The sequence below is a fragment of the Chryseobacterium sp. T16E-39 genome (assembly GCF_002216065.1).
Lineage (GTDB): Bacteria > Bacteroidota > Bacteroidia > Flavobacteriales > Weeksellaceae > Chryseobacterium.
In genome coordinates this window covers 541,912-568,064 of the sequence record NZ_CP022282.1, presented here as the reverse complement: position 1 = coordinate 568,064, position 26,153 = coordinate 541,912, and the positions used below count along the sequence as shown (strand labels likewise).

Here is a 26,153-nt window from a genome sequence, read left to right as displayed (position 1 = left end):
AATTTTTTTTTGTTAAAACTATGAACTTTTTAAATAAAAACTATACGAAAGAATGCCTGACATTGGCGCTACCCGTAATGCTAACGCAGGTAGGACAAGTTTCCGTCAACTTATTTGACAACATTATTGTTGGAAAATTATTAGGTGCAGACGCTTTAGCGTCCGTGTCTTTAGGGAATGCTGTATTTTTCTCAACGTTTGTATTGGCACTGGGGTTTTCCTTTGCGATTCCTCCTTTGGTTTCGGAAGCCCATTCGAGACAGGATCATAAAACCATTAACTCAGTGTTCAGTCACGGATTTGTCATTAATATGACAGTAGGAATTATTCTGATGGCCATATTGTTATTAGGACTTCCTCTACTCTATCATTCAGGACAGCCGGCAAAGATCGTTCCTGATACTGTCCATTTCTTAGGAATTATGGCAATCAGTATGATCCCTTTTATGGCGTTTCAGACCCTAAGAGAGGTTTCTGAGGGATTATCATATACCATTGGAGTTACAAAAGCAACGATTATTGCCAACGTTATCAATATTGTTTTAAACTATGTGTTTATCAAAGGGCTTTTCGGATTACCTCCTATGGGTGTAAAAGGATCTGCACTCGCTAGTCTAATTGCGAGGATCTTCATGGTTGTCTTCTTGTATTTTGTTTTAGTAAAGGAAGAAAGAACGAGACGTTATATCAAAGATTTTTCTTTAAAGATCCAGGTGTTCTCTAAGCAAATGTTTGATAAAATGGTAAAATTAGGATTACCTACTGCTCTGCAAATGTTCTTTGAAGTAACTGCTTTTGCAGGTGCCGCATTTATCTGTGGGTTAATCTCTGCTCATGATATTGCCTCTCACCAGATTGCTTTAAGTATGGCTTCATTTACCTTTAATCTATGTGTAGGATTCAGTGTCGCTTCTACAGTAATGATCGGGAGAAAAATGGGTGAACAGAATTATGTTGAGCTCAGAAAAGTGGGGATCAACAATTTAAAGATTGCTTTTATCTTTATGTGTATCTGTGGAATTGTATTTATTCTGGGCAGAAATATCCTTCCTACTTTCTTTACTAAAAAAGAAGAAGTTGAAGTAATTACACTGGCTTCAAAATTAATGATCATTGCTGCTTTATTTCAGCTTTCAGATGGAATTCAGGTAACAGCTCTAGGAATGTTGAGAGGTATACAGGATGTTAAGATTCCTTCTATCTACACTTTCATTGCCTATTGGGTAATTACAGTGCCTCTAGGCTATTTACTTTGTGTTACATTAGAGATGGGTGCATTTGGAATGTGGATCGCTTTAGGTCTGGGATTAACGGTCTCAGCAGTCTTTCTGGTCAAACGATTCTTAAATATGTCTGCTAAAAAAATCAGACAGAACATATAACACGAAAGCGGTCTATTTTTAAGACCGCTTTTTCTTTACGTTTTATTCAAAGCTTTCAAAGCTCTGTTCAGGCTCCTTATCGTAACCCCTAAATAAGCAGCTTGGTCTTCTTTAGAAATTTCAATCTCCTGTTTCGACTGAAGTTCCAGAAGTTTTGCTAATGTATGTTCAGTAGTATAGAGCTGCTGATATGATGCTCTGGTCGATGTATTAACGATACGTTCTGCAAAAACATCGAGCAGTAGGTTGTTTAGGATTAAATCTGTTTTAATTAATGATCTAAAATAAGAGATAGAAATAGCATATACAGTAACATCTGTTATTGCTTCAATGGAACACAGACAATTTATATTCTTAATAAATTCTATTTCGCCAATAATCTCCCCTTTTCCCAAAAACTCTATAATATATTCCTTTTCATTCTCTTCTGCAAAGTAACATTTGGTAATCCCATCATTAATAAGCATTATTGTTGAAGATGATTCATTCTGTGTAAGTATTCTTTTACCCTTTGAAAATGATTTGATCACAATATCATCTGTACGCCTCCGATTAGCGTATAACTGCTCTAAATAGCTTAAAAAGGCATGGTTGGTTCGTAACATATATTATCCGGGACAAATGTCCTTTGTTGGTCTATTTTTTATTCTGATTTTTGTTTTCAGAAATGTACAAAAGTAAAATGAAAAATCATATAACAACAATAGCGTTTGACGCAGACGACACACTTTGGGCAAATGAACCCTATTTTCAGGAAACAGAAAAGGAGTTTTGTGCTTTACTTGAAGATTATCTGCCACATCATTCTGTATCACAGGAATTATTTAAAACTGAAATGCAGAATCTTCATTTGTATGGTTATGGTGTAAAAGGCTTTATACTTTGTATGATTGAAACCATTACCAGAGTTTCCAATGGAACAGCTTCTCTTCAATTGATAAACAAAGCCATTGAGTTGGGTCATGATCTTTTACAACAACCTATTGAACTTTTAGAGGGAGTTCCAGAGACATTAGAGGCTCTTACAGGAAAGTACAGGTTAGTAATGGCGACAAAAGGTGATCTGCTCGATCAGGAACGAAAACTTAAAAAATCGGGACTTGAAAATTATTTTCATCATATTGAAATTATGAGTGATAAGAAAAATACGGATTACAAAAAGCTGCTGAAACATCTGGATTGCCAGCCGGATCATTTTTTAATGTTAGGTAATTCTATTAAATCTGATGTTATTCCGGTTCTGGAAATTGGTGGTTTTGCTGCGCATATTCCTTTTCATACGACTTGGGCTCATGAACAACATGAACATCAATTGGAGCATGATCGGTTTGTGGAGTTAGAGGATATTGGGAAGGTGTTGGAGTATCTGGCTCATTAAATATTGTTTTCAATTGAAAATATTGTCATTTTGAGCGTAATGAAATAAAGTGAGAAATCTTTTTTAGAGATTGCTTCGTCGCTTTGCTCCTCGCAATGACGTTGGGAAAATAAAATCGCTCCTGATAGGAGCGATTTTTCAATTTATTTCTTGAGACATTTTTCTAAGAACTGATCTTGTTCCCATAACAGGTGAAAGATGTTTTCTTTAGCTACATATCCGTGGGCTTCTTTTGGTAAAAGAACCATTTTTACTGGTGCACCAAGATTTTTTAATGCCTGGAAATATCTTTCTGTCTGTAAAGTAAATGTTCCCGGATTATTATCTGCATCACCATGAATTAAAAGCAATGGTGTTTTCATTTTATCCGCATTCATAAATGGAGACATCGTATTGTAAATTTCAGGAATATCCCAATAATTTCTTTGCTCACTCTGGAAACCAAACGGTGTCAATGTTCTGTTATATGCACCACTTCTTGCAATACCGCAAGCAAAAAGCTTAGAATGGGTTAAAAGATTGGCAGTCATAAAAGCTCCATAAGAATGTCCTCCAACGGCCACTTTCTTTTTATCAATATAACCCAACTGGTCTACCGCGTTGATTGCTGCTTCAGCATTGGCAACCAATTGAGGAATAAAGGTATCATTAGGCTCCGTTTTTCCTTCTCCGATAATTGGGAACGCTGCATCGTCGAGAACAGCATATCCTTTTGTGGTCCAGTATACAAAAGATCCGTAGTATGGGAATGTAAAGTCATTAGGGTTTTGCGTATTCTGCCCTGCTGTATTTTTATCTTTATATTCTGTTGGATAAGCCCAGATTAGTAATGGCAGTTTTTCAGTTTTTGCTTTTCTGTCGTAATTTGCAGGTAAATAAAGAGTTCCTGTCAATGTTACTCCGTCATTTCTTTTATAGGTAATTACCTCTTTATACACATCTTTAATACTTTCAAAAGGGTTTGCAAAAGTAGTTACAGGCTCTGATTTATTGGATTTAATATTCTTCTTAAAGTAATTAGGATACTGACTTGCAGATTGCTGGATTGTCAATACCTCTCCTTTTGAAGGATTAAGAATATCTATAATTTCTTCTTTAGCATTTTTCAAATTAGAAGTATACAATCTTTTCTTCTTCAGGGTTTTCATATCCATTTCATCGATGAAAGGATGTTGTCCGTCTTTTGTAAAGCCATCTCCTATAAGATATGCTTTTCCGCCTTTCATATCAATTACATTTCTACCGAATTGATTTTTTGTCGTATTGAAATTTCCCGGATCACTGTACACATCCTGATAATTTCTGTCATCAATTACTTTTGACTCTCCGTTATTCAGATCAACTAAGAAAGACTTTGTATTTCTTGTATCATACCAGTCTTCAGAAACAATAGCATAATGATCATTGGTCCAGCTCGTTCCTTCATATCTTTGCTTAGTTTTAAAGAAAGATTTTGCAGCAGTATTAAATGGTGCTTCCCACATAAAGATTTCATCTCTGTAATCAGCCGTTTTAGACTGATCTCCCCCATCAAGAGCTTCAGCGTATACAAGAGTTGCAGACATATCACTTCTCCAGCCCATATCTCTTTTTCCGGTTCTTACTGATGCGAAGCCTTTAGGCATAATTTCATTTAAAGGAACCTCATTCACTACTTTTACTACATTTCCTTTTACATCATAAACGGTTGTGGTCATCGGAAATCTGTTCAAAGGAACGATATAAGAAAACGGCTTCTTAATGGTGGTAGCCATTAAATAATTTCCATCGGGCGAAAAGCTTAGACCAGAATACATATCCTGCTCTTTTACTTTCTTAAGACCTCCGGCAAGATCTACATTATAAATATCGGAAGCGGTAAGAATTTCAAAATTCTTTTCATCCTGAGGGTTTTTCAAAAGATCCTGATACGTTCTGTTTTGAGAAACTTTACCATCAGCCGTCGATACAATCGGACCTGTTGGGAGGTCTTTGCTTGAATCAATTAAGGTTGGTCTATTTTGCGGAAGTACTTTTATTAATAAATTCTGAGAATCTTTATACCAAATGTAAGGGCTACCCAAGTTAGCATTTAGATTATCATTGGTGATCTTTTTTGCAGTTGCGGTTTCAAGATCTACAATCCAAAGTTCTACACCTTTGCTCGTTGTATTGGTAAAGGCTAATTTTTTCTCATCGGGAGAAAAAGAAGTATAGGTAATCTTAGGATTAGCAGGCAATCCTTTTACCTGAATTTCATTTTTATCATTGATTTTTCTAACCTTAAGATTGTTCGAATATGTGGCAGAGCTTGAAATATTGGTAACAGGATTAATTCTAAGGCCCCCTAGCTTCATTTCCTGCTGACTAAGATCCTCTAAGGTTTTGTAAGTCGGACGGTATGTAAATACAACCCAATCTTTTTTACTGTTCATTAATACACTTGGAGGTCTTTCATAATCTGCGAGTTTAAGAATTTCTGCAGAGGGTTTTTGGTAAGTAACATTTTCCTGGGCCTCGTAGAAATTAAGAAATGCCAAAAGGCAAATAGTTAATTTTATCTTCATTTTATAACATTTTTCACGAATTTAGTAAATTTTGAAGTTACTATGGTAGAAAATAAAGAAGAGTATTGGTCCAATTTAATTAAATAAACAGTATTTTAGTTTTCTAAATTAAATCAAAATAGTATGAAAAATCTACAAAAAATTTCTAAGAAAGATCTTAAAAAAATTAATGGGGGAAGTGCTCCACAATGTCCACAAGGGTACAAGCCATGTATGGTAATAGGAGATGATGATGTCCCAAAATGGACTTGTGTATGGGCATCATTGCCTTGTAAGCCTTAACTTATGCAATTATTATATTAATCACGAATTAAATTAAAAATATGAAAAATCTAAGAAAATTACCTAAAAAGGATTTAAAGACCATTATTGGAGGAAATGCTCCTTTATGTGAATCAGGATATAGAGCATGTGTTACAGGAAGGGATGAAAATGGATCTCCAATTTGGGACTGCATACCATCTTCGCTTCCCTGCAGACCATAGTGGAAATAAAAAAGAGCATAAAATTATGCTCTTTTTTTATTGTATAAACACCTACCAGTCGGATGCTCTTTTACGCTTTTCAATCATATGATCTATCGAAAATCTTCCGGCTCCAAAAGCCATTAAAAGAAGATAAACGGATAAATAAATTAAACCTAACTCCTGTTTTTCAAAAGGATCTCCACCATGAACTACAAAAACAGCGATCACCATTGTAAACAGTAAAAATCCTAATGCTACTCTTGTAAACAATCCTAAAATAAGGAGTATAGAACATACAAATTCTGCTATAACGGTAAGAATTAAGGTAATCTGTGGACCGAGCCCAAGAAAATCATAGAATTCTATTTTTCCACCTTCCAATAACATTTGAAGTTTGGGAAATCCGTGAGAAAGCATGGAAAATCCAATAAAAACTCTCACAATTAACAGTATAATATCTCTAATTATGGGATTAGAATTTGAGTTACTATAATTCATGTATGAAAAATTTAGTTTAAAGATAGTAAAATCTTTCTATACAACGATGATTATTGATATTTTAGTTTACCTGTAACCAAAATTCTTTAAATCTCTGTCATTTTTTCTCCAATCTTTTTTCACTTTGACGAATAAGTTCAAATGAATTTTTTTTGCAAAAAATTTCTCTAAATCAACCCGCGCTTCTGTTCCCACTTTTTTAATAGCCTCCCCTTTATGACCGATAATAATTCCTTTTTGGGTATCCCTTTCTACGTAAATTATAGAATCTATAAAAATGATTCCTTCCTTTTCTTTAAATTGTTCGGTGACAACTTCTACGGAATAAGGTATTTCTTTTTCATAGTTTAAAAGGATTTTTTCACGGATCGCTTCATTCACAAAAAACCTTTCAGGCTTATCTGTATATTGATCTTTATCGTAGTAAGGAGGATTTTCCGGCAGCATGGATTTAAGTTTCGGCAGAATAACATCTGTATTGAATGCATTCAATGCTGAGATCGGTAATATTTCAGCTTTGGGAATTCTGTTATGCCAATCTTCCACCAATTTTTCCAGTCCTTCCTGATTAGTCTGATCCACTTTATTTAATAAAAGTAAAACAGGAACAGGGATTTTATTGAGTTTTTCAATTAAAAATTCAGAAGGTTCAGCTTTATCTGTAACATCTACGATGAATAAAAACACGTCTGCATCCTGCAAAGAATCTTTTACAAAATCCATCATTTTTTCCTGTAAACCATATTTTGGATCCAACACTCCCGGAGTATCGGAAAATACGATCTGTAAGTCCTCTTCATTATAAATTCCAAAAATTCTGTGGCGTGTTGTTTGTGCCTTCTGCGTTACAATCGCCAGCTTCTCCCCCATTAACTGGTTGAGGAGGGTCGATTTCCCTGCATTAGGCTTTCCAACTATATTTACAAATCCTGATTTGTGCATAAAAATTATATTACGGATTGCAAAGTTACTAAAAGAAAACCGGTCTTTAGGATAAATTTTAAAGATTTACCGCTAGTACTGATCCCTGAACTTCCGGAAATCTTCATATTCATAATCAGGGCATGCCCCAGGCTTTGAAGTGATAAAAGCCCCCAAAGAGATCGCTTCTTTCATAATTTTATCGGGAGCCTCCTGCTGAGTTCTTTTAGAGATAAATCCTGCAAGAAAAGAATCTCCACTTCCGACAGTATCTGCAATCGTAATAGGAACCGCAAAACAATTATAACTTGCATCTCCTATAAAATACCTTGCCCCCTTGCTTCCCTTGGTAAGTACAATTTCTTTGATATTAAAATAATTCATAATAAAAGCAGCGGCCTCCTCTTCATTTACATATTCCACATTAAGAAAATCCATGATCTGCCTCATCTCGGCCTTATTCATTTTTACGATATCAGCCTTATGGAGAAGCTCCGTAATAAGGTCTACTTCAATAAAAGGGGGCCTGAAATTAACATCAAATATTTTAAGCTTTGCCAATTCCAAAAGCTTAAAAAGAGTTTCCCTGGTCTTTGCATTTCTTGCAGACAGGCTTCCAAAAATAAATGCATCTGCTCTTGAGACAGCATCTTCCAGTTCGGGAAGAAATTCAATATAATCCCATGCTACTTCTTTAATGATCTCATAGCTGGCTTCATTATCCTCATCAATAGTAGCGACAACTGTGCTTGTCGGTTTCTGATCATCCACCTGAATATAATCAGTCGTAATCCCCCAGTTTTTGATTTGGTTTAAAAGCCCTTTTCCCAGATCATCATTTCCTATTCTACTAAGTACTTTAACATTGACTCCTGCTTTATGAAGGTGATATGCAACATTAAAGGGAGCTCCCCCTGCTCTGGACCCCTGGGGAAATATATCCCAAAGAACTTCCCCAAAACATACTACAAATTGATTATTCTGTGTCATTTGGTTAAACGTTTAATATGTTTGTTATAATTTTATTTTACTGATTTTCTTTCGATCAATTCAGCCTGACAAATCACCTTTTCACCTTCCATAGAGAAATCCTTTGTCTGCTCATCAACGAGACGTACAGCTTGTTTTGCCATTTCTTCCAATGGTTGCCTGATATACGTAATTTCTGTAGGAAATAAACTGTAGGCATCTGTTTCATCAAATGCAATGACAGACACATCTTCCGGTACTTTAATCTTATTCTTAGCCAGATAGTGCAATCCTGCAATTCCTATTTTATTATTTAGAAAATATAAAGCTGTTTTTTTGGAGGTTATTTTTAGGTTTTCTTCAAGTCCTGCATAGACCTTGGAAGTAACATTTCCCATTCCTACTAAAATCTTCTTTGCTGATAAACCATTTGCTGATATTTTCTTTTCAAATCCATGCTGCCGGTCTAATAAATGTGGAAGTTTCGTGTCATATCCTACATAAATTAATTCTTCAAAATTATGCTCCATGAGATAGTCAAAAATATGCTCTGAAATCTCAAAATTATTCAGTGTAATAGCCGGTATATTGACATTCTCCAAATAATAATCAATAGAAACCATCGGATATTCATCATTCAAAAGCTTTTGAATGGCATGATCTGAGCCTACAACAGGAGTTACGATCATTCCGTCCACTTGTTGCTCTGAAAAAAGCTCTGTAAGACGCCTGAATTTATCGGGGCTCTCATCAGAACTTCCTATAAGGATCGTGTAGCCCAATTTCATTGCCTCGTTTTCTATACAACGCGCTATATTTGAATAAAAATCATTAGAAATGTCTGGAACGATTAAACCGATGAGTTTACTTTTACTCATTTTTAAACTTCGGGCAATCTTGTTAGGAGTATAATTAATTTCTTCAGCAATCTCAAGGATCCTTTTTTTTGTGACCTCACTGATCCTGCTCCCCTCCTTTCTATTGATAACGTATGAAACGGTTGCTACAGAAACTCCGGCAATTCTTGCTATATCTTTTATGGAAGCTCTTTTCATTTTAATAATCGACTTACAAAAGTATTTTATAATTTATAAAAAAAATAGCAGAAATAGCATTTATTTTCTATAAAAATTATTGTAGATTCACAACTTTCTCAAAATATGACCATCACAATATAAATAGTTAGTGATCTCTACCAGGAAACAAAGTATTTGTACTTTATGCCGAACCAATCTACTTTTTGGAATACTTTTTTTAACTAAAAAAATCATTCAGTAAAAGTGATTACATAAAAATGAATCTTATATTTTTAATTATCATTTAAAACCGATAATTTTAACCTATTGTAATCTATCCCTATGAACATAGACGAAATTATTGATAGTATATTTACCCTTCCTACATCATCACAGGAAAAGCTTAAAAATCATATCACTGAAGTTTACCATCCAAAAGGCTATTGCCTGATGCAGGCAGATAAAATTATTTCACATGTTTATTTTATTAAAAAAGGAATTGTCCGTGCCTATGCTTCTACACAAGATAATGATATTACTTTTTGGTTTGGAAGTGAAGGCGAGACTATAATTTCGATGAAAAGTTATGTAGAGGACAAACCTGGTTACGAAAGTATTGAATTACTGGAAGACTGTGAGCTGTATCAGTTGGAAACTGAAAATTTAAGAAAACTCTTCAATGAAGATATTTATATTGCAAACTGGGGCAGAAAATTTGCTGAAAGAGAATTGGTAAAAACGGAAGAGCTCATTATATCCAGGCAATTTAAAACATCAACGGAAAGATATAAAGATTTGATAAGGGATAAACCCAATCTGTTGAGAAGGGTTCAGTTGGGACATATTGCCTCTTATTTAGGAATTACACAGGTAAGTCTAAGCAGGATCAGAGCAGATATTAAATAACATCATTTTTTTAACTTCATCAATAACAATATCTTTCGCACAATCAATTGCCAAAGCCTTCGATGACATCCATCTATCTATGTAACATAATTACAATATTATGCAAAACACAATATTTTTATTAATATTTTATGAATACTAATAATATAAAATTTATCTAAAACCCCTTTAAACAAAGGCTTAGATTAAAAACATTGGCCTGACTGAATTATAAATTTAATATAAAAACACAGATTTTAACATTATTTTAATTTTTTTCACTTGATTTATTTGTGATTTTTTTTAACTTTGCCATAAACACAAACAAATGAAAAAGATCACAATTACTTGTGCACTACTCCTGTGCACGATGTCCTACGCTCAGGTAGCAATTGGAAAGGAAACCATTACCAATACCAGTACTTTACTTGAATTCGGATCCGATGCAAAAGGGATTATATTACCTTCTGTGGACTCTGCTCCTGATGCAGTCGGGGGAACATTTATTGTCAATACCAGTAATAAAGCAGTTGAATACAACAACGGAAATGATTGGATTAGCCTCACCGAAGCAGGAAATGCCGCAGATAATCCTTATGTAGACGTACAAACTCCGGATAGGGCTTCAAACCAGGGACTCATTATCGGAGCGAATAGTTCATCCAAACCAGGAGTTCTTGTTCTTGAATCTTCTACAAGGGCTATGATATTACCTAAAGTAACCAATCCACAAAACCTTATTAAAAGTCCAGTATCAGGTACTTTAGTCTATGATACAGCAAGCGATTCGCTGGCGGTATGTGACGGAAAAAACTGGTTTTTCTGGCAATAGAATTATAGTATTTTATCCTATTAAACTTATGTGATTGTCAACATATCACATGGTTTTCTTATGGATCTTACTTATTCTAAGACCGGAATTCCGGGACCTTCTTTATTTTTATAAAAAACACATTTCAATTATGAAAAAATATCTTTGCCTCAGTTTACTGACGGCTTCTACGATCTGTGGAACCCTTCAGGCACAGTGCAACAGCAGTACAGGCTGCAACGGGAACACTTTTCTCCAGAGCAGTGATCCCAATACGATTGAGTATGACAATATGGTATCTACATTCCACTCTACCTTAGTAAGGGAGGCTTCAGGAAAAGTATTGGTATGGGGAGAAAACATTGCCAATAATGGAACTTCCAATGTTCTTTCCCCAACGGAATTAAACACGGCTAATTATCCAGACCTTAGAGGAAAAATACTAAAACTTACCGGAGGAAGTGCTCATATAAATACAGGGCAATTCGTCATATTGACGACTGAAGGCCTTTTTATCTGGGGAAGAACCGGAAGGCTTGTCGCTACTACTATTACAAATAAAACTGCATTCAGTAAAGTACAGCTCCAGCTCCCTACAGGTGTGAACCCTGAAGATGTAAAAATGATGTTTGGTACATATGGTACAATAGTTCTTACAACTTGTAGTGGAGAGGCTTGGGTACTATCCTTTACAGGCAACAAAAATGGTGACGGCACAGCTCAAAACGCAGCCAATAATCAGATCTGGCATAGGGTTAAAACAGGAAATGGCGATGATGATTTTCTCACAAACGTAGTAGCAGTAAGAGGAAGCTCTAATGCATTAATGGCATTAACCCGTGAAGGAAAAATATATACATGGGGAACCGGGACCTATTTAGGAAATGGTACTTCATCTGCAAATAGATCGTATGCTACAGAAATGGCTTTACCTGACAATGGGCTAAGTGGATCCAGACCTAAAATGATAGGAGTCACCTCAAATGGTAATTACAATTCTTATCTTCTACTTTCTTCTGATGGTTTGCTGTATAGTCTGGGACGTAATAATGTTCGCCAGCTAGGTGACTTTACCACCACTGAAAGAACCTCATGGGTACGGGTAAAAAAGTCAGCATCTGAGGATATGACCGATATTGCATGGATAAGTCCCCAGGAACATGACAGTCAATTTGCGTCCATTAATGTTTTAACAACAAACGGGAAAATGTACAGCTGGGGAAATAATGCAGGAAGCATGCTTGGAGAAACAGCATCGACTATTAATCCAACATATATGGCGGGAGGTTTAAGTGAGAACGATGCCTTAATAGCGATGGAAACCGGAGGTCATACCAGCATGGTTATTAAACAATGCAGCGGAAATTTCGGATATGTCGGACATCGTGCCAATGGAAGCATGGGTAATGGTTCAGCTGCCAGTGGAATCGAAAACAAGTACAATTTTTCTACCTCAAGTGTCAATCTTTGTGGAGCTAATACACAACCAGAGGTTATTGATTCCAAAATCTGTCCAGGCAGTACCATAGATCTTAATACACTGCACACGGGTGCCATACCAACGGGTTATGAATTGAAATGGTATACAACTTCAACAGGAGATTCTGGCACTGAAGTTCCTAACCCGACGACAGTAGGACCAGGAACGTATTATGCTTTCTACATTCCTGTAAATGGAAGTAATTGTGATAATCCTCCAGGATCCTCAGTTGTCATTTCCAAGTATGAATCCGGAGACCCGGGATATGAAAACTGCTCTTGTAAAATCCCTATAGAAACAGGAACTACATTATCCAGTAAGTTTGGAGTTTCAACTAAAGAATCACAAGCTAATAACTGGCCTGCTCAAGTTCCTAACGGATACATCGTATTAGATTCTGCTAAAAAAGGATTTGTCATTACCCATATGACAACAGCACAGATCAATGCATTAACTCCTGTAGTGGGAATGATCGTTTATGATACAGATACAAAATGTGTAAAATTATACAGGGGAGATAATCCTACAGTGGCACCGGAAAGAAAGGGATGGGTATGTATCCAGCAAGGGTGCAATTAAAGAAACTACTCTAACAATAGAGTTTAGTGTTTTATTTTTTTTCAATAAGCAGCCATCTGTCCTTCAGGACAGGTGGCATTTTTTTCCGTTTTACATCAAAACTTTTAAATTCTGGAATTTTCCGGTACATTACTACCAATGTCAAAATGTATGGTAATATAAGTATTGCCATCTAAAAAAAGGAAATCAATCATTTTTTAACATTTGTAAAATGTTTTTTGTAAGTAAATACAGAACTTTGCATCAGAAAAAAATAAAGAAATGAACTGGATTATTTTAATTATTGCAGGATTGTTTGAAGTTGCTTTTGCATCTTGTTTAGGAAAAGCAAAAGAGACATCAGGGTCAGAAATGTATTATTGGTTTGCGGGTTTTTTGGTTACCATGACCATCAGTATGCTTTTACTGATTAAAGCGACACAAACTCTGCCGATAGGAACCGCTTATGCTGTATGGACAGGAATCGGCGCCGTTGGTACAGCTTTAATGGGTATGCTGTTTTTCAAAGATCCGGTAACATTCTGGAGAATATTTTTTATCACCACCTTGATTGGTTCAATTATAGGTTTGAAGGCAGCTTCTCACTAATAGTATATTTCTTATCAAATAAAAAATGTCTTCATAAATTGAAGACATTTTTTTTATTTTTTATAGACAACAGGTAAGATCTCATTATGTCTTAATCCGTATTTTTGATTTCTTCTTCTGAGAATTGCTGAGAATAAAAATTAGGGTCAACTTCAAAACCAGCTTTTTTCAGGCGATCAAAATAATCCATTCCGTACCAACGGACGTGGTCATACTGACCAAAATGTTTCTGACGTTCTTTAGGGTCTTTAATTGAAAAATCTTCATAGGTTTTTTCTAATGAATTTTTCATGGGAACCTGGAAGATTCCCCACCCACCAGGTCGCATTACCCTGTAGAGCTCACTTATTGCTTTAGCATCGTCTTCAATATGCTCCAACACATGATTACAAAAAACGATATCAAAGCTTTCATCGGCGAAAGGCAGATCAAGAATGTCAGCTTTTACATCCACAATCGGAGAAAATAAATCTGCAGAAATATAGTCCAGATTTCTCATTCTTTTGAATTTTCTCAGGAATTCCTGCTCTGGAGCAATATGTAAAACCTTATAATTTTTAATAAAAAAATCGGTCTCATTCTGAAGATACAGCCACATCTGACGGTGTCTTTCTAAACTTAATGTTCCCGGGGATAAAGCATTTTCTCTTTGTTTTCCATAGCCATAAGGAAGAAATTTACGATATGACTTCCCATCGATAGGATCGAAAAATTCGTCTCCTTTAAAAAACTGATAGATAAGCGGCCTTGCCCAGATACTCATCGTGATGAGCATTGGACGTGGAATAGTATTCAGTAAAAGCTTTGTTACTTTTTCATTAAAAATCCATTTGAAAAGGCTCTTCCTCATCACTTTGAATACCTAAAGCTTCGTATACATATTTGAACGTAGAAAGCAATACAGGTTTCCCATTGATCACAGCAACATCATGTTCAAAATGTGCTGATGGCAAATTATCCAGTGTTGTTACAGTCCAGCCATCATTATGGAATTTTACTTTATCGGTTCCAAGGTTAACCATTGGTTCAATAGCAAGAGCTAAACCGTCTTTAATTACTTTTCCGCTTCCCTGTCTTCCATAATTAGGAACCTGAGGATCTTCATGCATTTTTCTTCCCAATCCATGTCCTACAAGTTCTTTCACTACTCCATATCCTTCTTTTTCACAGTAGGTTTGGATTGCATAAGAAATATCTCCGATTCTCTTTCCTCTTACACATTGTGCAATACCTTTATAAAGAGATTCTTTTGTGATTTGTAATAGTTTTTTAACCTCAGGCTTCACCTCTCCGATTTCGAATGTGTACGCATGATCTCCCACAAAGCCATTTAAAACAGCCCCACAGTCTACAGAAAGGACATCTCCTTCTTTTACGATATCATTGTTGGGAAAACCATGTACTACCTGCTCATTAGGAGAAATACATAATGAATTTGGAAAACCTCCGTATCCTAAAAATGCAGGCTCACCCCCATGATCTTTAATAAAATCGTGTGCTAATTTATCTAAATACAAAGTTGTAATTCCAGGTTTGATTTCTTTGGCCAGCATTCCCAACGTTTTAGAAACCAACTGAGCACTCTGTTTCATAAGACGGAGTTCGTCTATTGTTTTTAATTGAATCATGTTCTAATGTAACAATTTATGAATTTACCAATGCAGCAATCACCAATATTAAAATTGGTAACCTGTTATATTGGTAATGTTGTTAAACTCTTCTCTTACCAGAAAAGTCCTTTTTTCTTTTCTTTTTTAAGTTTAGAATAGGCTAAAACTTCTTTTCCTTCTACGCGGAATTCTATTCTTTCACTAATAATATTATAGATCTCTCCCCATCCAGGAAAGCCTCCTAAATTTCTATCGTCTATGAACCAATCTGCATCTATTTTTCTGGACTGGGTTTCCTGATCAAAAACCTCTCCTTCGAAACTGCCATTTACAGAATAAAATTCTATCCCGTTTTTTTTGCAGAATTCTACTGCTTCATCTAATGTCTTCCCATGTCTGTATGTCCAAAGAATTAATCGGTATCCTTCAGACTGAAGTTTTCTCAAAGTTTCAAATGCAAAGATCTTCGCCTTCCCAATCCCCGGATAAGCGTCATCAACGATCGTTCCGTCAAAGTCTACTGCAATTTTTTTATTATTTAACATTTTCTGCGTTTTTAGCTGTGCAAAGATAAGAAATAAAAAGAGTGCCAAAAACACTTGGCACTCTTACTTTTATAATTTCATGTATTCTATACCTAACTTTTCACCCAACTGAATTGGAATTGTAAGTCGGGAGTAGAAACTCTATCTGTAATTTTCTGTAATCTTGAAGGAAGCTTCATTAAATATTCCTGTGCTTTTTCAGCTTTTTCAGTAAGACCTTTTACGTGTTCAATCTTCCACTCGTCTAACAGATCTTTCATAATATTAATATAATCCTGTCCTGTATACACCATACATCTTTGTGCAGCATCTGAAAAATGTCCCCAAAGTTCACCTGCTTTCTGCCCGGATTGTCTCATTAAGTGAGCTGGCATTACAATTTTCTTACGCATCATATCCTCAAATGCCAAAATCATTTCTGATGGATCTAATTCAAGGATTTTTGCTACGAAATGCTTATATGCTTTAGCGTGTCTTGCTTCATCTGCAGCAATTACTCCACACATTTTTGCTAATTTACCGTTTCCGGACTGTTTGGCCAGTGTACCTACTCTTCTGTGAGAGATATTGGTTGCTGTCTCCTGAAAACTGGTGTACACAAAGTTTCTGTAAGGATCCATACTTGTTCCTAAATCAAAACCATCACTGATTAGATATTGAGTAGTGATCTCAACTTCTCTCATGTTTACTCTACCACACAAATAAAGATATTTATTCAGTAAATCACCATGTCTGTTTTCTTCTCCAGTCCAGGATCTCACCCAGTTAGCCCAACCTACCTTCTCTTCCTGATCGATTCCGTCTACACCCATTAACCAAGATTCGTAGGATGGTAATGCTTCTTCCGTAATACAGTCACCAATAAGGGTAACGAAAAGATCGTAAGGCATTTCACGAGCAAAAGTCTGGATTTCTTCTAAATCATATTTAAAATCTGCACTTGATGGATCTGGAAGGTAATCTGAAGGCTGCCAGATTTTTTCAATTGGCGTCAAAAATTTTTCGAGAAAAGAACCTACTTCCTTTTCCAAGATACCCATTACTTCTTTCCTTACCAGCGTTTGATACATTTCCGTTATTTAGATTTATTATAATTTAATATACAAAGATATGATTTATTTATTATTTAGAGCATAATAACCTATGTCTCTCATAATATGTATGACATATATCATAAAAAATACCATTCTTAGTATAACGACATTTTATTTTTTTTATTTGAGTCCTAATCCACTAAAACATCCCCCGTCATTACAGCCGGTATGTCCAGTCCCATTACCTTTAAGATAGTTGGAGCAACATCTCCTAACTTTCCGGACTTTCCAGGTTTCAGATGCCATGTATGCTCCTTATCCATTATGATAAAAGGAACAAGATTTGTAGAATGCTGAGTGTTAGGAGTTCCATCAGGGTTGATCATCACATCAGAATTTCCATGATCTGCTAAAATAAAGACAGCATAACCATGTTCGTAAGCTGTGGTTGCGACCTTTTCAATGCATTTATCTACTGTTTCAGCAGCTTTTACGGCAGCTTCAAAAACTCCTGTATGCCCTACCATATCAGTATTGGCAAAATTAAGACAGATGAAATCTGCTGTTTCATTTTCAAGTTCCGGAATAATTGCATTGGTAATGTCATAGGCAGACATTTCAGGTTTTAAATCATACGTAGGGACATCTTTCGGGCTTGGACAAAGAAGTCTTTTTTCTCCAACAAATTCTTTTTCTCTACCTCCTGAAAAGAAAAAGGTTACATGGGGATATTTCTCTGTTTCTGCTATTCTGATCTGAGTTTTACCATTTCTTTCAATAATTTCTCCCATGGTCTCCTGTAGAACTTCTTCATCGAATACTACATGTACATTATTGAATGTTTTATCATAATTGGTTAATGTCACAAAATATAAATTCAGCTTATGCATGGAAAAGTCTGGAAAATCCTTTTGAGAAAGAACTTCAGTAATTTCCCTTCCTCTATCAGTACGGAAATTAAAGCAGATAACGACATCATTGTCAATAATTTTAGCAACTGGCACAACATTTCCTGTAGCTGTTGTATTCATTAAAATGATTGGTTTTATGAATTCGTCTGTCACATTATTCGCATAGGAATCCTGAATAGCGGCTAAAGCATCTGTTGTCTGAAGGCCAACCCCCTCTGTAAGTGCATCATATGCCAGCTTCACACGCTCCCATCTTTTATCTCTGTCCATAGCGTAATATCTTCCCACTACAGTAGCTAATTTTCCGGTAGTGGAATTCATATGATCTTCCAGTTCTTTGATGAATCCTAATCCGGAATGGGGATCACAGTCTCTACCATCTGTAAAGGCATGAACAAAAACATTTTCATTCAATCCGAAATTCTTTGCAGCTGTCAGCAATCCTTTTAAATGATTGATATGGGAATGTACTCCACCATTGGAAACCAATCCGATAAAATGTACTTTTTTATTTTCTCTTTTCGCATACCCGAAAGCTTCCTGAATTACCTTTTCTTCACCCAATGTTCCATTTTCAACAGCCATATTCAGTTTAACGAGGTTCTGATAAACTACTCTTCCAGCCCCAAGGTTCATATGCCCCACTTCTGAATTCCCCATCTGTCCTGCAGGAAGTCCTACTGCTGTACCGCTTGCTTCTAAAGTAGTATGTGGAAATTTATGATAACAACTATCTATAAATGGTGTATTGGCTTCATCTAATGCTGAAACTTCTGGATTTTTTCCTAATCCCCATCCGTCAAGTATTGCTAATATTGCTTTTTTAGACATTTTTTATAACTTTTATACTACAAATTTACCTATTTCTCCATGAAAACAGTAATCAGAAATACTTAAATTTCAGTTAAAGATTGTTTTATTTACTTTCAATATCAGGGATTCCAAAGTGTTTTTTGTTCCCATAACTCTTGCAGAGTGAATAGATTTTTAAATACAATGCTAAAAAAGTGTGTCATTTTCTAGAATTATTTGATAAAAACCTGTAAATCCAGTTGACACAAAACATCCTTAAGTGCAACTCTAAAAAATCTGTCTTATCGGCTTAATTTGCAAGAAAGAAGAGAAAAGAATAAAATTATTCTTTAAAAAAATCATCAGATTTCATATTATTTTTCTTTGCATACTCTTTAATATATTGTTCTAAAAAGCCACTCTCCTTTAGAAAAAACAAAGGATTTTGAATGTTTAACATAGCATAGATCGCCTTATGCTTGTCTGTTTGTTTATTAAAATAAGCCTCACAAATTTTATACCCTATCCAATATCCCAAATCATTAGGACGATCATCTTTCTTACTGACCCCGTACAACCAATCCGTATTATCATTTGCTTTTAATTTTGTTATAAATTCTTTATAAAGCTGATCAGAATGGGCTTCACCATATTGAAAGGCTTTCGTGTTGATATTCTCTCCTGATATTAATTCACTGACAAAATCAGCTCCCCCTTCGAGTAGCGAATTTTTTAATAAGGATTCGTTGCCTTTATTGTTTTGTTGAAAATGGATCAGCTCATGAGCGATCAATCCTGTGATACCATCCAGGTTTTGAAGCATTTCTGTACCAATTATAATTCCATCATGAGAGGTTGTTCCTCCGGAATTAAATCTCCCATATACAAAATAGACAGGTGGAAATTTAGCTTCCGGATACCAATACTTCAATGCACTGTAAATAGCTCTGGTTCTTTTTTCTTTCTGATGTATTCCAGCTAAGACATTTTTACTTTTCAAATAGTCTGTTTTTTTCTTTTTTACCTGTGAATATAAAGAGTCTGCATTAATGATCCTGAATTCCATAAAACCTTTTACACCGGGAGAACCGTCTTTAACATATTCTGTAAAGGGATTTTCTTTGGACGTATCGATTTTATCAAATGCTTTCCAGAAGTTATCAGTATCTTTTGTTTCAAAAACAGCATTTAAAGGATCATTGGAAAAACCAGTTTGAGCTTTTGCAATCCCAAAGATTAAAGTTAAGGTGATAAAAAAAGGTTTTATTTTCATGATTAATTTTTGTTTTAATAACGTATTTAGAAGATCCAAAAGTATAAAAACTGCATGTATTTTAACTTGTTCGAAATTTCAAAGTGTATTTTTATCTAAACTTATTTAAGAGATCCCATATGAGGTATTAATTATTATTTTTAATTTTGCTTTATGGATTTACGAGATCAACTGAAAAACCTTTTTCCTGAACACGAAGAACAGGATTTTGAAATGCCTGAAGAACAGTTCAAGCAGAAAGAACCCCTGGTATGTAAATTTGAGAAAAAAGGAAGAAATGGAAAGCCTGTCACAGTCATTGAAGGCTGGGAAGGCAGTGAAGAGGATTTGAAAAAAATCTCTAAAAAGATTAAGACCACGCTAGGAATCGGCGGTTCAGAAAAAGATGGAACGATTATCATTCAAGGGGATAACCGTGATAAGATCATGGAGATCCTTAAAGATATGGGATATAAAACAAAAAGAGTCGGTGGCTAATTTAGAAATAAACTTGTGCGTCAGGTAATAGATTCTTAAGTTTCTCAATGGTTGCTTTATCCATAGGATTGCCTGTCAATATCAATGTTTTAAGATTCTTTAATTTTGAGATTTCCATCGGTAGATCTTTAAGCTCATTATGAGCAAGGTTCATGCTTACTACATTCTTCAATCCCTTAATTTTAGTTGAGATTTCTTTGATATTGTTTTGACTTAGATTAAGAAATTCCAGATTTTTTGACTGAAACAGGGATTCCGGTAGTTTTGAAATGGCATTTTGCTGCAATTCAAGATATTTTAGGTCTTTTGGAAATTCAAGATTACCAAGATCATTGATCTGATTAGCCGCGAGGTTAAGATATTTTAGATTTCTGATTTGATTCAGATTCTCAGAAATAAAACTGATCTGGTTATCCTGAAGATTAATTTCTTCTAATGTGGGAATTTGCAATAAAGGTTCCGGAAATACATTCAGATTATTGGCATCAAGATGAATCACCTTCAATTGTTGAAGTTTAGCGATATTAGGATTTACAGATATCAAACTATTCAGATTCATTGAAAGGGTTTTCAATTTTGTAAGCTCACCAATTTCATTGGGAATAAATTTGATGCTATTCTCATTCACATTTAAAATTTCAAGTTCTCTCAACATGAAAAGCTCCTGATCCATCTTTTCTAAATTATTTCCCATAATATTCAAAAAGAATAAAGAATTCAGTTTTTTAATTTCGGAAGGAAGATTAAACAAACCCTTCCCTCTAAAACTCATGCTGTATACAGGTTTATTACTTTTTAAAGCATCCTCCACATTGGTATAGGTAGGATATTTTACGGGATCGATCTGTGCTTTAGCATAGCTAAGAGAAAATAAAACAATAAGTAGAGAAAGTTTTTTCATAGATAGAGAAAAGCTGCCGATAATAGAATTACCGACAGCTATTAAATATTAGTATATTATTTTTTAAGAACTTTTACTGTTTTCTGGAAACCTTCAGCTTCGATATTTACGATCAAAACCCGAGATGTTTCAAGCTGCGATGTAAAATCGAGATCTAATGATGTATGAGAACCTGTAAATTTCTTGGTGAAAACAATTTTTCCATCCAGGCTATAAGCAGTCACGGAAATATCCTTCAACCCTTTAGGAGAATTTACTTTTACTATTCCAGAAGTAGGGTTTGGTGCTACAGTAACTGTATTTTCAGCTTTAGCATCAATTGTTCCTAAAGTTCCGTTTTGCCCTAAATTATCTTTAAGCGCCACTACAATGGTAGCAGATTTCCCACGGTAATCAATCGTATTCCCTGTAGCATCTATATCTGTAGAGATTGTAGCATCCGGGTGCTGAATAGAGAAGAACCCAAATTTGTGATCCGGAGTAAATGTAAGTCCTGTAGGCTCAGATCCAGCGGGCATAGAAGCAAAAAGTCTTACTTTAGGGTTAGCAGCTGTATGATCCGGTGCTACTACCCAGATATAGTTTTTACCTCCATCCTGTAACACCCAAAGGTTTCCAAGCTCATCAAAAGTAAGGTTATCGTTACCATCACCCCAAACTTCAGATTTCATTCCCTGTGCTGTATTGAAAGAATATACTGTAGACAATCCACCTACAAATGTTTCTACCTGTGAAGCTGTAGTTCCGTTATCCTGTAAACGATATACTTTATTTAAACCTTTAGCCGTAAAATAGATTTTCCCGTCTAATGGACTGATATCAACATCTTCTACTCCATTAAATTTAGTTCCACCTAATGAAAATGCTAAGTTATTGGTGTTGTTTTGATCAGCTTTTGTTTTGTTAGGAACCTGAATCCAAGTTGCTGTAGTTCCTACAGGGTCGCCGTCAGCACTTAATCCCTGATCTAATTTCAATACGTAAAGGTTTCCTGATGAAAGATTGTTCGGCGTATCCATTACATATTTATACACTAAATGGGTTCCACCATCTTCTCCGTAATAAGCAGTTGTACCAGCATTATTAACCACTACATTTTCGTGGTTCATAATACCCATTTGCCATAGCTTTCCTTTAGAACCATCCGTATTTTGAGAGATTACCTGAGCTGTTGCAGGATCTATTTCTACCAACCACCCATAATCTTTATATCCATCAGCATTCACATCACTTGATGTTACAGATTCTTCAGCCGTCACTACAGTACCCCAGGGAGTAATTCCTCCTGAACAGTTTCTGATCGTTTGTACCAAGCTCGGTGTTGAGAAGTCAACAGCTCTTGATTTTGTCAATTGCCACAGTTTGGTTGAAGCATTATAGTTGATCTCAGCCATCGTCACTCCACCAGGATTGGTTTCATGATTTACAGAAAGGTACCCATTAGTAGAACTTGCGCTTTTAGGTACATAAGCGGTAAAGTCATTCTGACCACCAACTAATCCACCTCCCTGTGTATAAGCATCTCCTTCTTTTAAAATAAGCTGGTATTTATGTTCTGTTGGAATAATTAATTTATTCGTTTGTGAAGTAGGAACGATAGATGTAAAGCAACTGATGTGCGCAATATTACAAGAAACAGGATTCGTTGTCCCAGCAACTGTTTTAAGATAAGCATCAATTCTTAAATCTGAACTTTGTCCTGTTCTGTTATGTAATTCAATAGATATTCTATTGTTTCCGTTAACAAATTTTGATTTTGGAATTGAAAAAAGGTTGTAAACACTTTCTGCTGCACCATCAATAGTTGTAACAGACGGTGTATTGAATGCAATAGTTCCTGCAGGCATATTATCTCTTACCACTTCCACTCCGTTCAGATATACTACAATACCATCATCTCTCATTACTCCCAATTCCATTGTATCGGAAAGATCTGCTAAATTTACAGTGAAATCTTTCGCAAAATAAGCCGTTGTAAGACCTGAGTTGATTGTTGTGGTTACGGGATCACCATATCCCAAAGGACCATTCCCTGTTGACCAAGAAGTAATGTCGAAATTGGTGTCTTTCCACTGAGCAACCTGCGCCTGGTTGTTGTCTTTGTACCTCCATGAGGCATTCTTATTGAAAACAAAAGTCTGCGCCTGAAGGGCAGAACCTGATACGAGTGCAAGAGCTGCAACTGTTAGTAGTTTTTTCTTCATAATAGTTTCGATTTATTAGATGTTGCAAAACTATTTTTTAATCCCGAACCCTCTATTAATAGAGTTTTAAATAAACCATGGTCAATATTACTAAATTAAAAACCCAATGTTAAGGGAATTAATTTTTTGTTAAATATGGTGCGGGATACGAGGTGCGAGATGCGGGTTAATAGTTGAAAGTTGTAAATGGAGAGTTGAAAATTGTAGGAAAAGATGTTGGTATGTAAATCGATGATATTGTATTAGAAGCTCAACATCTTTTATTTTAATAACACGAATCAAAAACTCGAATCCCGCATCCCGAACCCCGTAACTCTCAACTTTCAGCTTTCAACTCTCAACTTTCAACTAAATAAAAACTATTTTTCCGCCTTACTCACATCCGTAAGTGTATTCAAAAATGCAATGATCTGTTTGATTTCAACTGGTGTCAGATTAAGTTTATCTGCAGGTAAAGTTTGATTATTCATTTTTAAACCTAATCCTTCTCCCCCTCCTTCATTATAGAAATCAAGGACTTCTTCCAAGGTACTGAAGGCTCCGTTATGAAAATATGGTTTTGTAAGAGCGATATTTCTCACCGTCATTGTTTTAAAAGAGTTTTCATAGATCCATGAATTTTCTTTCTTTACCGGACTTTTTACTCTTCCTAAGTCTGCGTCTAATTCCAAAGGCTTCTTCTGAATAGGTTCTTTTGTAACCCCTAATACTTCAGATTCATTTTCATTATAAAATGGGGGTACAAGGCCTGAGAAATGAGGAGCGAAGTGACAGGTCGCACAATTGGCTTTTCCCATAAACAGATTAAATCCTTTTTTTGCATCATCTGAGATGTCCTTTTCATTCCTCATGAAACGGTCGAAATCGCTTTCAAAAGAATAAAGGGATGCCACATAAGAACTCAAAGCTTTAGAAAAATTCTCTTTACTGATCTTTCCATCTTTAAATGCGATGCGGAAGGCCTTTTTATATTCAGGTTTTGTTTTTAGTTTTTTAATAATACTTTCATAGCTTGTATTAAATTCCTGGTCATTGTAGATCACATGTTCTGCCTGCTGCTCGATGTAGAACGCACGCATGTCATAGAAAAATCTTTTAGCAAATACTGCGTTATATAAAGAAGGAGAATTCCTTAATACTGTCTTTCCTTCTACATTACTTGGTGATTTTACTTTCAGATCTGTAAAGGCATTTTCGGGTAAATGACAGGTCGCACAGCTCATTTTCGAATTATCGCTTACACTTTGATCATAGAAAATTTCTTTTCCCAGTTTTCTCAATTCAGGATTGTCCTCTGAACCTTTTAATAAGGTATAGAAATAAGGATCCAAAAAATCACTGCTGAAAAAGTTTTTATTCCCTACATTCCATCCTGAAAATTCTTTAAGATCATCAGGTCTTCCATCCCAATTTCCAAATTCTTCGTATAAAGGCTGGATATATTTTTTGTAAAATTCTATACGGTCGAACGTTTCAAAATCTTTATGAATCAGCAAATACGATGTAGCATTAGAAATGATTGTATTCGCCTTCTGAATATTATAATTCTTAAAATACGAATCATCATTAATGTATTTCTTAATTCCTAAAAGCGCATAATTAGCTTCTTCCGATATATTAAGAGATCCTGGCGTATCAAATCCTGTTACTCCTAAGCTATAAATTCTGATCAATTCTATTCTTAGGGGTAAGGTTTTATTGGTTCCTTTACTCAATCCATTTTTTATTGAGCTTAAATAAAAGTTCGAATAACTGTTATATAAAAAATCGGTAATGGATTTTATTTTTTCTTTTTCTGCGCCCGCCTCTTCTGAAAAAATTAACTCATCAAGAACCTGTAACCCTTCAGGAGGCAAAGTATAAGCAGAAGTACCCGCAGCTTCAATGTGAAATAACGGTGCTGCATTCAGGTGAGTTTTTGTAAATTCGGGATAATGATAAGCAACATAGAATTCAATTTCTTTAAAAGAATTTCTGGTAGTGCTCAATGATTTTTGTAGAGTTTCAAGAGATATTTTATCACTATCAAACAGATAAACATCTGTTTTTAACTGTTCAAGTTTACTTTTAAAATCAGCTAAACCTGCGTTAATAAATGTATTTTCATTTGCAACCCCCTTATCAGTGGGATTAAAGGACATGATCGCAAAACCCAGTACGATAGTAATAGTAAATAATAGAGTATATCTCATCAATTTTTTAGCGGCAAAGCTAATCATCCGACATTATCCCAGTTTTAAATCTGGATTAAATAATGTTTATATTTTTATTCATGGAATTTTATTAATTTTAAACCCCGAAACAAAATTCATTACTCAAAAAGCTGAATACACCACCAGCTTCGTTTAAAATAATGATGGGAGATGACGGGAGGAGGATTTTAAAATTTTTCAACACACATTAAAACGAAATATTATTATGAAAACAAAATTATTATTGGTATTCATTGCCAGCCTTTTTTCATTGGGTGCACTGGCACAAAAGTCAGGTCAGGAAATGGCTGTGTATGCAGAAAAAAAGGGAAACAACTATTACTTGGTTCGTTTGGTACAAGACCAGCCTATACCTAAAGTTTACGTTTATTCAGACGGACAAATCAAACCTTATAAAACTTATACAGATTTAAAAGATATTGTGATGGATTTTCCAGGGATGATGACTTCCAATAATTCGACTAAAGAAGAATTGGTTTCTATTCTCAAAAAAGACAATCATTTTTATGAAATCACCTCACAAAGAAAAGATCCAAAAAATTTCGAAAAAACAACAGTGACGGTTTACGAAGTTTTTAATGGCCAGAAAAGAATTGTAGAAGAATATGGTTCACTTATGGAACTTATGCCTACTCCTTATAAAGATGCCATTTTCATTGATATAAAAAAATAA

The 26,153-nt window shown here is 35.1% G+C and carries 24 protein-coding genes and 1 pseudogene; 10 read left to right on the top strand and 15 right to left on the bottom strand.

Annotation, left to right across the window (positions count from 1 at the left end; all coding sequences use genetic code 11):
* The first annotated feature begins 20 nt into the window (after window positions 1–20).
* On the top strand, window positions 21–1,382 hold the full coding sequence (locus CEY12_RS02310) for an MATE family efflux transporter (protein ID WP_089026154.1): 1,362 nt from the start codon (window positions 21–23) through the stop codon (window positions 1,380–1,382).
* Between the two features lie 35 nt (window positions 1,383–1,417).
* Here CEY12_RS02310 and CEY12_RS02305 read toward each other — a convergent pair whose 3' ends face one another.
* On the bottom strand, window positions 1,418–1,987 hold the full coding sequence (locus CEY12_RS02305) for a Crp/Fnr family transcriptional regulator (protein WP_089026153.1): 570 nt from the start codon (window positions 1,985–1,987) through the stop codon (window positions 1,418–1,420).
* 77 nt (window positions 1,988–2,064) lie between these two features.
* On the opposite strand from CEY12_RS02305, the gene CEY12_RS02300 reads away from it, so the two are divergent.
* Window positions 2,065–2,760: an HAD family hydrolase gene (locus tag CEY12_RS02300; RefSeq protein ID WP_089029757.1), complete on the top strand. Its 696-nt coding sequence runs from the start codon at window positions 2,065–2,067 to the stop codon at window positions 2,758–2,760.
* 143 nt (window positions 2,761–2,903) lie between these two features.
* Here the strand turns inward: CEY12_RS02300 and CEY12_RS02295 are convergent, their stop codons facing one another.
* Window positions 2,904–5,306 (bottom strand): prolyl oligopeptidase family serine peptidase, encoded by a 2,403-nt coding sequence (locus tag CEY12_RS02295; RefSeq protein ID WP_089026152.1) that lies wholly within the window; start codon window positions 5,304–5,306, stop codon window positions 2,904–2,906.
* A 123-nt stretch (window positions 5,307–5,429) separates the two neighbouring features.
* Here CEY12_RS02295 and CEY12_RS22180 point away from each other — a divergent pair, with 123 nt between their 5' ends.
* Both CEY12_RS22180 and CEY12_RS22175 read left to right on the top strand, forming a co-directional pair.
* Complete coding sequence (locus CEY12_RS22180; RefSeq protein ID WP_157676740.1) at window positions 5,430–5,588, top strand: bacteriocin-like protein; 159 nt, start codon at window positions 5,430–5,432, stop codon at window positions 5,586–5,588.
* 41 nt (window positions 5,589–5,629) lie between these two features.
* Complete coding sequence (locus CEY12_RS22175; protein WP_157676739.1) at window positions 5,630–5,791, top strand: bacteriocin-like protein; 162 nt, start codon at window positions 5,630–5,632, stop codon at window positions 5,789–5,791.
* Window positions 5,792–5,842: 51 nt separating this feature from the next.
* Here the strand turns inward: CEY12_RS22175 and CEY12_RS02290 are convergent, their stop codons facing one another.
* The 4 genes from CEY12_RS02290 to CEY12_RS02275 all read right to left on the bottom strand — a co-directional run bounded on the left by CEY12_RS02290 (window position 5,843) and on the right by CEY12_RS02275 (window position 9,216).
* Window positions 5,843–6,271 (bottom strand): DoxX family protein, encoded by a 429-nt coding sequence (locus tag CEY12_RS02290; protein WP_089026151.1) that lies wholly within the window; start codon window positions 6,269–6,271, stop codon window positions 5,843–5,845.
* Window positions 6,272–6,337: 66 nt separating this feature from the next.
* Entirely contained in the window at window positions 6,338–7,213 is an 876-nt protein-coding gene (gene era, locus CEY12_RS02285) for a GTPase Era (protein WP_089026150.1), read from the bottom strand.
* 72 nt (window positions 7,214–7,285) lie between these two features.
* Window positions 7,286–8,182 (bottom strand): carbohydrate kinase family protein, encoded by an 897-nt coding sequence (locus CEY12_RS02280; RefSeq protein ID WP_089026149.1) that lies wholly within the window; start codon window positions 8,180–8,182, stop codon window positions 7,286–7,288.
* A 32-nt stretch (window positions 8,183–8,214) separates the two neighbouring features.
* Complete coding sequence (locus CEY12_RS02275) at window positions 8,215–9,216, bottom strand: LacI family DNA-binding transcriptional regulator (RefSeq protein ID WP_089026148.1); 1,002 nt, start codon at window positions 9,214–9,216, stop codon at window positions 8,215–8,217.
* Window positions 9,217–9,519: 303 nt separating this feature from the next.
* Here CEY12_RS02275 and CEY12_RS02270 point away from each other — a divergent pair, with 303 nt between their 5' ends.
* The 4 genes from CEY12_RS02270 to CEY12_RS02255 all read left to right on the top strand — a co-directional run bounded on the left by CEY12_RS02270 (window position 9,520) and on the right by CEY12_RS02255 (window position 13,520).
* Window positions 9,520–10,083: a Crp/Fnr family transcriptional regulator gene (locus CEY12_RS02270; RefSeq protein ID WP_089026147.1), complete on the top strand. Its 564-nt coding sequence runs from the start codon at window positions 9,520–9,522 to the stop codon at window positions 10,081–10,083.
* A 307-nt stretch (window positions 10,084–10,390) separates the two neighbouring features.
* Window positions 10,391–10,894 carry a hypothetical protein gene (locus CEY12_RS02265; RefSeq protein ID WP_157676738.1) on the top strand — a complete coding sequence of 168 codons (504 nt, stop codon included), beginning with the start codon at window positions 10,391–10,393 and terminating at the stop codon, window positions 10,892–10,894.
* A 130-nt stretch (window positions 10,895–11,024) separates the two neighbouring features.
* A complete protein-coding gene (locus CEY12_RS02260; protein WP_157676737.1) occupies window positions 11,025–12,932 on the top strand; it encodes a hypothetical protein in 1,908 nt (635 codons plus the stop codon).
* 261 nt (window positions 12,933–13,193) lie between these two features.
* Entirely contained in the window at window positions 13,194–13,520 is a 327-nt protein-coding gene (locus CEY12_RS02255; protein WP_089026144.1) for a DMT family transporter, read from the top strand.
* Window positions 13,521–13,573: 53 nt separating this feature from the next.
* On the opposite strand, the pseudogene CEY12_RS02250 reads toward CEY12_RS02255, so the two are convergent.
* From CEY12_RS02250 to CEY12_RS02225, 6 genes and pseudogenes are all read right to left on the bottom strand, one after another.
* Window positions 13,574–14,295 (bottom strand): annotated as a pseudogene (locus CEY12_RS02250) (class I SAM-dependent methyltransferase).
* A 43-nt stretch (window positions 14,296–14,338) separates the two neighbouring features.
* A complete protein-coding gene (map, locus tag CEY12_RS02245; RefSeq protein WP_089026143.1) occupies window positions 14,339–15,148 on the bottom strand; it encodes a type I methionyl aminopeptidase in 810 nt (269 codons plus the stop codon).
* 95 nt (window positions 15,149–15,243) lie between these two features.
* Complete coding sequence (locus tag CEY12_RS02240; protein ID WP_089026142.1) at window positions 15,244–15,675, bottom strand: BT0820 family HAD-type phosphatase; 432 nt, start codon at window positions 15,673–15,675, stop codon at window positions 15,244–15,246.
* A gap of 92 nt (window positions 15,676–15,767) precedes the next feature.
* Window positions 15,768–16,745: an acyl-ACP desaturase gene (locus CEY12_RS02235; protein ID WP_089026141.1), complete on the bottom strand. Its 978-nt coding sequence runs from the start codon at window positions 16,743–16,745 to the stop codon at window positions 15,768–15,770.
* A gap of 155 nt (window positions 16,746–16,900) precedes the next feature.
* Window positions 16,901–18,451, bottom strand: coding sequence for a 2,3-bisphosphoglycerate-independent phosphoglycerate mutase (gene gpmI, locus CEY12_RS02230; protein ID WP_089026140.1), 1,551 nt, complete (start codon window positions 18,449–18,451; stop codon window positions 16,901–16,903).
* A gap of 304 nt (window positions 18,452–18,755) precedes the next feature.
* On the bottom strand, window positions 18,756–19,685 hold the full coding sequence (locus tag CEY12_RS02225) for a DUF2268 domain-containing putative Zn-dependent protease (RefSeq protein WP_089026139.1): 930 nt from the start codon (window positions 19,683–19,685) through the stop codon (window positions 18,756–18,758).
* Between the two features lie 153 nt (window positions 19,686–19,838).
* On the opposite strand from CEY12_RS02225, the gene CEY12_RS02220 reads away from it, so the two are divergent.
* Entirely contained in the window at window positions 19,839–20,162 is a 324-nt protein-coding gene (locus CEY12_RS02220; RefSeq protein ID WP_089026138.1) for a translation initiation factor, read from the top strand.
* A gap of 1 nt (window position 20,163) precedes the next feature.
* Here the strand turns inward: CEY12_RS02220 and CEY12_RS02215 are convergent, their stop codons facing one another.
* The 3 genes from CEY12_RS02215 to CEY12_RS02205 form a co-directional block, all read right to left on the bottom strand.
* Complete coding sequence (locus CEY12_RS02215; protein WP_089026137.1) at window positions 20,164–21,063, bottom strand: leucine-rich repeat domain-containing protein; 900 nt, start codon at window positions 21,061–21,063, stop codon at window positions 20,164–20,166.
* A gap of 56 nt (window positions 21,064–21,119) precedes the next feature.
* The gene (locus CEY12_RS02210; protein WP_089026136.1) at window positions 21,120–23,267 is read right to left on the bottom strand and encodes an alkaline phosphatase PhoX; all 2,148 of its coding nucleotides are present in this window, start codon (window positions 23,265–23,267) and stop codon (window positions 21,120–21,122) included.
* 359 nt (window positions 23,268–23,626) lie between these two features.
* The gene (locus CEY12_RS02205; RefSeq protein WP_089026135.1) at window positions 23,627–25,459 is read right to left on the bottom strand and encodes a cytochrome-c peroxidase; all 1,833 of its coding nucleotides are present in this window, start codon (window positions 25,457–25,459) and stop codon (window positions 23,627–23,629) included.
* A gap of 226 nt (window positions 25,460–25,685) precedes the next feature.
* Here CEY12_RS02205 and CEY12_RS02200 point away from each other — a divergent pair, with 226 nt between their 5' ends.
* Entirely contained in the window at window positions 25,686–26,153 is a 468-nt protein-coding gene (locus CEY12_RS02200) for a hypothetical protein (protein WP_089026134.1), read from the top strand.

Bases quoted from the DNA above. Each gene is read 5' to 3' on its own strand.
- CEY12_RS02310 (WP_089026154.1), top strand. From the start codon at position 21: ATGAACTTTTTAAATAAAAACTATACGAAAGAATGCCTGACATTGGCG.
- CEY12_RS02305 (WP_089026153.1), bottom strand. From the start codon at position 1,987: ATGTTACGAACCAACCATGCCTTTTTAAGCTATTTAGAGCAGTTATAC.
- CEY12_RS02300 (WP_089029757.1), top strand. From the start codon at position 2,065: ATGAAAAATCATATAACAACAATAGCGTTTGACGCAGACGACACACTT.
- CEY12_RS02295 (WP_089026152.1), bottom strand. From the start codon at position 5,306: ATGAAGATAAAATTAACTATTTGCCTTTTGGCATTTCTTAATTTCTAC.
- CEY12_RS22180 (WP_157676740.1), top strand. From the start codon at position 5,430: ATGAAAAATCTACAAAAAATTTCTAAGAAAGATCTTAAAAAAATTAAT.
- CEY12_RS22175 (WP_157676739.1), top strand. From the start codon at position 5,630: ATGAAAAATCTAAGAAAATTACCTAAAAAGGATTTAAAGACCATTATT.
- CEY12_RS02290 (WP_089026151.1), bottom strand. From the start codon at position 6,271: ATGAATTATAGTAACTCAAATTCTAATCCCATAATTAGAGATATTATA.
- era (WP_089026150.1), bottom strand. From the start codon at position 7,213: ATGCACAAATCAGGATTTGTAAATATAGTTGGAAAGCCTAATGCAGGG.
- CEY12_RS02280 (WP_089026149.1), bottom strand. From the start codon at position 8,182: ATGACACAGAATAATCAATTTGTAGTATGTTTTGGGGAAGTTCTTTGG.
- CEY12_RS02275 (WP_089026148.1), bottom strand. From the start codon at position 9,216: ATGAAAAGAGCTTCCATAAAAGATATAGCAAGAATTGCCGGAGTTTCT.
- CEY12_RS02270 (WP_089026147.1), top strand. From the start codon at position 9,520: ATGAACATAGACGAAATTATTGATAGTATATTTACCCTTCCTACATCA.
- CEY12_RS02265 (WP_157676738.1), top strand. From the start codon at position 10,391: ATGAAAAAGATCACAATTACTTGTGCACTACTCCTGTGCACGATGTCC.
- CEY12_RS02260 (WP_157676737.1), top strand. From the start codon at position 11,025: ATGAAAAAATATCTTTGCCTCAGTTTACTGACGGCTTCTACGATCTGT.
- CEY12_RS02255 (WP_089026144.1), top strand. From the start codon at position 13,194: ATGAACTGGATTATTTTAATTATTGCAGGATTGTTTGAAGTTGCTTTT.
- map (WP_089026143.1), bottom strand. From the start codon at position 15,148: ATGATTCAATTAAAAACAATAGACGAACTCCGTCTTATGAAACAGAGT.
- CEY12_RS02240 (WP_089026142.1), bottom strand. From the start codon at position 15,675: ATGTTAAATAATAAAAAAATTGCAGTAGACTTTGACGGAACGATCGTT.
- CEY12_RS02235 (WP_089026141.1), bottom strand. From the start codon at position 16,745: ATGTATCAAACGCTGGTAAGGAAAGAAGTAATGGGTATCTTGGAAAAG.
- gpmI (WP_089026140.1), bottom strand. From the start codon at position 18,451: ATGTCTAAAAAAGCAATATTAGCAATACTTGACGGATGGGGATTAGGA.
- CEY12_RS02225 (WP_089026139.1), bottom strand. From the start codon at position 19,685: ATGAAAATAAAACCTTTTTTTATCACCTTAACTTTAATCTTTGGGATT.
- CEY12_RS02220 (WP_089026138.1), top strand. From the start codon at position 19,839: ATGGATTTACGAGATCAACTGAAAAACCTTTTTCCTGAACACGAAGAA.
- CEY12_RS02215 (WP_089026137.1), bottom strand. From the start codon at position 21,063: ATGAAAAAACTTTCTCTACTTATTGTTTTATTTTCTCTTAGCTATGCT.
- CEY12_RS02210 (WP_089026136.1), bottom strand. From the start codon at position 23,267: ATGAAGAAAAAACTACTAACAGTTGCAGCTCTTGCACTCGTATCAGGT.
- CEY12_RS02205 (WP_089026135.1), bottom strand. From the start codon at position 25,459: ATGAGATATACTCTATTATTTACTATTACTATCGTACTGGGTTTTGCG.
- CEY12_RS02200 (WP_089026134.1), top strand. From the start codon at position 25,686: ATGAAAACAAAATTATTATTGGTATTCATTGCCAGCCTTTTTTCATTG.